This is a genomic window from Rhizobium sp. BK379 (assembly GCF_014193955.1).
Classification (GTDB): Bacteria; Pseudomonadota; Alphaproteobacteria; order Rhizobiales; family Rhizobiaceae; genus Rhizobium.
The window spans coordinates 49997-56485 of the sequence record NZ_JACIAD010000012.1; the positions used below are offsets into that span (position 1 = coordinate 49997).

At 60.0% G+C, this 6489-nt stretch carries 8 protein-coding genes; 2 read left to right on the forward strand and 6 right to left on the reverse strand.

What is annotated here, in order from left to right; translation table 11 throughout:
* Positions 1-33 precede the first annotated feature (33 nt).
* Together FHT93_RS34550 and FHT93_RS34555 are read left to right on the forward strand one after the other, a co-directional pair.
* A complete protein-coding gene (locus FHT93_RS34550) occupies positions 34-858 on the forward strand; it encodes an amidohydrolase (RefSeq protein WP_183851365.1) in 825 nt (274 codons plus the stop codon).
* A 220-nt stretch (positions 859-1078) separates the two neighbouring features.
* Positions 1079-1486 carry a helix-turn-helix transcriptional regulator gene (locus FHT93_RS34555; protein WP_112547502.1) on the forward strand — a complete coding sequence of 136 codons (408 nt, stop codon included), beginning with the start codon at positions 1079-1081 and terminating at the stop codon, positions 1484-1486.
* A 46-nt stretch (positions 1487-1532) separates the two neighbouring features.
* On the opposite strand, the gene FHT93_RS34560 is transcribed toward FHT93_RS34555, so the two are convergent.
* From FHT93_RS34560 to FHT93_RS34585, 6 genes are all read right to left on the reverse strand, one after another.
* On the reverse strand, positions 1533-1799 hold the full coding sequence (locus tag FHT93_RS34560) for a hypothetical protein (RefSeq protein ID WP_112547503.1): 267 nt from the start codon (positions 1797-1799) through the stop codon (positions 1533-1535).
* Between the two features lie 58 nt (positions 1800-1857).
* A complete protein-coding gene (locus tag FHT93_RS34565) occupies positions 1858-2604 on the reverse strand; it encodes a TfuA-like protein (protein ID WP_183851366.1) in 747 nt (248 codons plus the stop codon).
* Entirely contained in the window at positions 2601-3863 is a 1263-nt protein-coding gene (locus tag FHT93_RS34570) for a YcaO-like family protein (protein ID WP_183851367.1), read from the reverse strand. The genes FHT93_RS34565 and FHT93_RS34570 overlap by 4 nt, the downstream gene beginning before the upstream one ends.
* A 13-nt stretch (positions 3864-3876) precedes the next feature.
* Positions 3877-4020, reverse strand: a complete 144-nt coding sequence (locus FHT93_RS34575) for a hypothetical protein (protein ID WP_183851368.1) — start codon at positions 4018-4020, stop codon at positions 3877-3879.
* A 102-nt stretch (positions 4021-4122) separates the two neighbouring features.
* Positions 4123-6078 (reverse strand): BTAD domain-containing putative transcriptional regulator, encoded by a 1956-nt coding sequence (locus FHT93_RS34580; RefSeq protein WP_112972268.1) that lies wholly within the window; start codon positions 6076-6078, stop codon positions 4123-4125.
* 204 nt (positions 6079-6282) lie between these two features.
* A partial coding sequence (locus tag FHT93_RS34585; RefSeq protein WP_281413621.1) for a glycerol-3-phosphate dehydrogenase C-terminal domain-containing protein occupies positions 6283-6489 on the reverse strand: 207 nt, incomplete at its 5' end.

A 6489-nucleotide genomic window follows, 5' to 3' on the forward strand; every position in this document is an offset into this window, starting at 1 on the left:
GTTGCTGCCAACCACTCTCTGGAGGAGAAGAGCGTGTTCATCGATACACATCTGCACGTCATCGACCGGTCGGCGCTGCATTATCCCTGGCTCGCGAACGTGCCTGCTCTCGACCGCGATTTTCTCTATGAGACCTATGCGCCCGAGGCCAAGCGCTGCGGGATCACCAAGGTTCTGCACATGGAGGTGGATGTCGATCCGGTCATCATGCAGGCCGAAACCGACTATGTCAGCCGCCTCGGCGACCTCGTGGCCGGCGCGATCGTCTCCTGCCGGCCGGAAGAAGATGGTTTTGCCGCCTATCTGGAGCGACAGAAGGCCGATCCCTTCGTCAAGGGCTTCCGGCGTGTGCTGCATGTGGTGCCAGACGATGTCTCGGAAGCTTCACTCTTCCGCGAGAATGTCAGAAGGCTCTCGGGCACCGGGCTGACTTTCGACCTCTGCACGCTGCCGCATCAGGTCGGCAAGGTGGCGGCGCTCACCGATGCTGCGCCCGACGTCCAGTTCGTGCTCGACCATTGCGGCAATCCGGACATCAAGTCGAACGCCTTCGAGCCCTGGAGCCGGGGTATAATCGAAATCGCCCGCCGGCCAAATGTCGTCGCCAAGATTTCCGGCATCGTCACAAATGCCGATCCGGCGACCTGGACGGCGGAAAACCTGCGGCCCTATATCGAGCACGTCATATCAAGCTTCGGCTGGGATCGTGTGGTCTGGGGCAGCGACTGGCCGGTCTGCACGCTGGCAAACGGCCTTTCCACCTGGGTTGCGGCCACCCAGGCGGTATTGTCAGGCACTGCGGAAACGGAGCGTTCGAGGCTCCTGCACGGCAATGCGCAGCGGCTGTGGACGCTCTGAATTTCATCCACGGCACGCCCTTCCAGAGTTCAATTCTGCCGGATTCTCGTATGAAGTGATCTGTCGCGACGTGCAATCCGTAGTGGCTCTCGGATGGCGCGATGTTTTGGCCCAACCTAAACTACATCCAAACAATTGCTAGGTTGAACTAACTCGGCTAAAAGTTGTTGTTGCGGGCCGTGTAAGTTGTCGGTCCGGTTTTCGCAGGAGGGAATATCAGATGAAAGAAGAACCGCATTCCGTGGACGTTCACGTCGGCAAGACGATCCGCATACAGCGACTGCTGAGAAAGGTTTCTCAGACGGAACTGGGCGATCGTGTTGGTGTGACCTTCCAGCAGATCCAGAAATACGAAAAGGGCTCCAACCGCGTTTCTGCCAGCATGCTCGTCGAGATCGCCGGCGCACTCAGCGTCGATGTCAGGACCTTTTTCGACGACCTGACGGCGCCTGCCGCCAACGCGAACGATAATCCCGCTCCGAGCGAAGAATTCGTCATTTCGCGTGAAGGCGTCCAGCTGAACGCTGCCTTTTTCTCGATCAAGAACGAGCAGCTTCGCAAGAAAATCCTCAAGCTCGTCCAGGCGATTGCCACGACCGAGCAAACGGACTTCGACGCTGCAGAATAGCACGTCGGACTGATTTTTTAGCGCTCTGTCGCACCCTTCATCAGGGCTAATGGCGATCGATCACGATCAGATTCTCGCCAGCGTCCTTCATTGCGATCTTGGCTTTGCTGCCGAGGAGTTTTTCGAGGTTCGCATCGAGTTCCCTATCCGGATCGATGCCGTCCCAATCGATGACGACTTGCAGCAGCGCCATGTTTGTCAGGTGCATGAGATTGCGCAGCTGAAGTTTTTCAGCTTCCTCCTTGGCTGCCGACAGCAGCCGGAAGAGTCTTGCGTATTCTCTGCCTGCACCTTGGTCCCTTTTTTCAAACATCGTTTCCGCCCTCGACAACATTCATATCCCCACGCGAGATACCTTGGGCTTGGAACCGTTATTCGAGCGTTACAGGCGGCATCTGCTGCGTGACTTCGGCTTGCAATAGCTCGAAATGCGAGGTCGCAGCAAAGCTCCAGTCACGTTTCGTTGACGCAAACTCTCCGTTTTGCAGCCATTCCAGCACGAGCCTTGCATCGGTCCGCTTGCGCTCGACGCGATTGGCGCGAATCACGGCCAGGATCTGTTCGCGCCGCGGTTTGCGGGCAAAGTGGGACTCTTCGACCACCTTGGCATAGGTGCGTTCGGAGAAATGCAGAAAACGCCCGGCAAGGAGCAGCTTCTTGCGCTCACTGACGGTAATCTCTCCCTTCGCATGCAGGCCTTCAATCGTCGGCTCGAAATCGACCCAGGGAACGGAAAGCGGCAGCCAGCCGAGCTCCTGTGGCGCATGGACGAGCGCGACCGCCTCGTCGTCGAGGAGCGCGCCGGATTCATAGTCTTCGAAGATTGAACCGATGCCGATCATGCCGAAGGCGGAGCACTCGGCAGCGCGCAACGCCCCCATGCTGGATCCGCCAGCAACGGCAACGCCATTTTCCAGCGCAAAGAGGATTTCCTTGTGCCACACGGATGGCAGATCGCCAAAATAGCCGTCGATCAGACCGATCGCCGTCGCCCCTTCATGGACCGCTTTCAGAATGTCGCCGCAGGCCGCCGGCGCGCGGAAATCGACATCAGGATGCTGCTTTCGGGCATCCGCAATCTCGCTTGCAAGGCTTGGGCCGACAAAGAGGACCTTCATGCCGCGGCCTCCCTGATGACGTTGACGGCGCGCAGGCCAAGCTGGATATATTGGCCGCTGATATCGACCTCAAGGCCCGGCACAATGACGCGCACCACCGAAACCGGAAGGGTCGGATGCGGCAACGGCACGGCGATGATCTGGGTAATGCCGGCGGCCCTTAGCCGGCCGGCAATGTGGCGGATCGTATCCTGGATCGTCGCCGGACGTTGCGGGCGTATCGGGAAGGGTTTCAGAGCGGCATCATCATTGCAGAGATCGACGACCTGGCGCATGCCGGCGCTGCGGTCGATCCGCTGGTAGATCTTCGGCGAGAAATCGTCACGGCTGCCGGCAATGGCCGTCAGCCGGCTCTGTGCCGCCTCGGTAATGGCGCGAAGGGCAGCGCGCACCGGATCGGGATGGCAGCCGCAACCGCCGCAGACCTGTGCCCACCGGGCATCGACACGATCGGACAGGTTGCCGGGAATGATGACGGCGAGAAAGGCGGGAACGCCGATATCGGTGGTCATGTCGATCAGCAAGAGGCGCATGCCAGCCTGACGGATACGATCGACCATTACGTCGATCACGGCATCGCCGAAGGCAAGCGGATCGACGCGGTTCTGTTTCAGCTGTTCGGGCGACTTGAGCTGGGTCAGCGCCCAGGCATCACGCTCGACGAGTTCGCATAGACCATGCAGCACGGCTTCCGCCGGCGTATTGCCAGAGGCGAGCCCATCGCTCGACTGTTCAAAGCCCGGCGGACGCTCGCCACGATGGTCGAGGCCTACCAGCCACCAGGGCACAAAAGCAGTGCTACCCGATAGAAGATCGAGGCCGGAGCACCAGGGGATCTGGCCATTGCCGATCTCTTCAGGCGCGCAACGCGCGACACTGTCAAGGTCGATGATCGTGGCCCGCTCGGCCCTCATGGTCTCGACGCTGGCAAGCGTCAGGTCGGCTGGGGCGATTTCGGCGATGCGGGTCTCGATCGCCTCCATAGCCGCCGAGGTCATCGCCGCTTCCTTGTCGATACCCTTGCCTTGGAAAACCGACAGCGTATGGCTGTTCGGCCTCGTGGCGAAGGCAACGGGAATATTCAGCACGTCAAGGCCTGTCAGCAGTCCGACGCGAGTGATGCCGAATTCGCGCAGATGCGGCTTGATCGCCGCAAAGGTCTGCGCCGGTGTCATCGACCGGTCGTGATAGCTGTTGACGCCTGCCGATGCTCTGTTGAGATCAGCGGCAAGCGTTTCGAGGTCGGCCAAAGCAGACATGCTGTTCAATTCCTTAGCGGAACCTCAGCGCATGCGTCAGGCTTTCAAGGCCATTTGCCGAAACGGTCAGTTCGTCCTGCTTCACGGCTGCCTTGGCAGCTGCGGAGAAACGGAGTGCGGGGGCCTGGGCTGCAGCGTTGGTTTCAACGGTCTTCATGATCTCTCTCCAAATGATTGGGCGGCTTGCCGCCGTTAACCATTCGAAAAGAACATTGCCTGCGTCATTTAAGCGTTACAGGCTTCATTAAAAGGCGTTGTATCAGGGAAGACCGGCGAGTTGCAGGCCTTTTATCAACGGATCCGTGAAGGCCGGATCGCGATCGGGGACAAAATGACGGATCTCTTCGCTGCGAAAATCAGGGAAGTTTTCCAAAACGACGCGGGCGTAGTTCTTGGCTTTTGTGGCATCGCCGGCCATGGCATGGGCCGCTGCAAGCAGGCGGGCCGTTGCCTGTTTTGCCTTCACCGGCTCCAGCGCATCGATCGCTTTTTCGTATTCTTCGCGCATGAAGTGGATGCCGCCGAGGTTCCAGTAATAGTAGTCCGGCGGCAGCGGGTTGAGCTTGAAGGCGGCGCGGCTGAGCTCGAGAGCCCGATCGAAATCGCCGTCATGGGAAAGCGCATCGGCGAAATCGGCCAGGATATCGGCATCGTTGGGATTGAGATCCTGGGCCTGCTGGAAGGAATCGAGGCTTTCTTCAAAACGGCGACGGTAGAGCGCCACGAAGCCGAGCTCACGGAAGGCCCGGCCACTGTTCGGGTCGGTTTGCCGCGCCATCCTTGCTGCGCTGTAGGCTTCGTCCAGCAGGTCCCGGTCGCGCATCCCGCGGATCAGCCATTCCATGCCGAGTGCGCGTGACATGCCGGCATGAGCTGGCGAGAAATGTTCGTAACGGCTGAGCGACGACTTGAACCATTTGCGCGCCTGGCGCAGGTGCTGCAGGTCGGTCTGAGAAATCAGCCGCTTGCCTTCGAGATAGAGGCGATAGGCGGACGCCGGTACGTCGCCAAGCGGCATCGCCAGTTCGTAGCGCTCGATCGTATCGGCAAGCGTCATGACAATGCGCCGGGTCAGCTGGCTGAAGGCCTCGCTGATCTTCTGCATCGCAAAAGGAATTTCGACCGCCCAGAGCACTTCGGAGGTCGCTGTGCGCGTCAGCCGGCAGGTCGCGTAGACATCTTCGTCTCGGCTTTGGATCGTCACATAAACGGCATAGTCGAAGGAAAGGTCGAGGGGGCCGACGGTCGGGCGCGTCGGATCGAGCGCCCGGCTCAGCATTTCGAGACTCGTGTGAGCCGCAATCACCTTGAAGCCGCGCTGCTGGCTGAGCCCGATCGTCACATCTTCGAGCAGCGCCCGGCCGACACGTTCCATCAGCGGGTCGGTGAGGATGCTTTCGGGCGGCAGGATGACGATGCGCGGCTGGCCTGTGGGGTCGATCAGCAATTCCGACACCGGACGCGGACGTTCCGCTGCCGCCGGCTGTGCTGCCGACAGGATCCCAAGTTCGCGCGCAAGGACCGTGGTGGCTTCGTCCGGCTCGATATCGAAATCGTCCTTGAGCTGGCTGCGGCATCTCAGATAGGCCTGACGTGCCGCCGGCAGGTCGTTCATACGGGCATGGGCACGCATCAGTGCCCGGCACGCGATCTCGTTTGCGGGATCGAGTTCGATCAGGCGCTTCGCAAAAGCGATCTGCTCCTCGTCCGCGCGCTCGCCCTCATTTTCCAGCAGGCGGGCAAGATGGGCCGAGCGTGCTTCGTCGATGCGCTGTCGCTCGAAGGTCAACCAGTCCTCGGCACCCTGTGTCGGAGACTTGACGCTTTCAAGCAGTTCGCCAAGCAGGATACCGCTTTGACCCGGTTCCAGCATATCCTTCTGCTTGAGGATATTGAGGTCGATCTCCCAGCCGGGCGCAAGGCCGAGATGGGTGCGCGTTGCAGTGAGCAGCGGTGGCAGCCCCTCGGGAATGCTCTGCTCGATGCGCGACAGAAGTTGGCGGAGGCTGCCGGCCCGTTTTTCGGGAAGTTCGGATTGCCAGAGCTGGCACCGGATGGTTTCGCGATCGACCAGCGGTTCCGACGACAGCGCTAACATTGCCAGCAGGAAATAGGACTTTTCGGGCAAAGGAAGCTCGGTCCCGGCGGCCAGCAATCGCGGCCTGCCGAGCAGACATAATCTGTTCGCCTTCACTTCCCCGGTTGACCCGTCCATCACGGTTCTCACCTTCAAAAGCCGGAACGCCTGGAGCGTACCGGCCGATTACCTGATGTTAGAGTGAATAGTGAGCAACTGGAAGCGCTTTTGCTTCGCTCGAGCAAGATTTTCATCGAATATTTAGGCTCCGGCCGGTGTCTGGCTCGCAACAGACTTTACGAATACTGCATATGGGCGTGAAATCCGCCCTATATCGGAACATCATCCCGCCATGCGCATCGGCGCTGCGACCATGTATTCCCCGAGTGCTGCTGCTTCCTCGGCGGAGAGATAAAGCCCCTTCTTGGTTCTCCGCCAGAGCACATCGTGGGCAGTGACGGCCCATTCATTGTCGATGAGGTAGCGGACCTCGGCCTCGTAGAGGTCGGATCCGAACAGCCGGCCGAGATCGTCGATCTTTGCGGCATT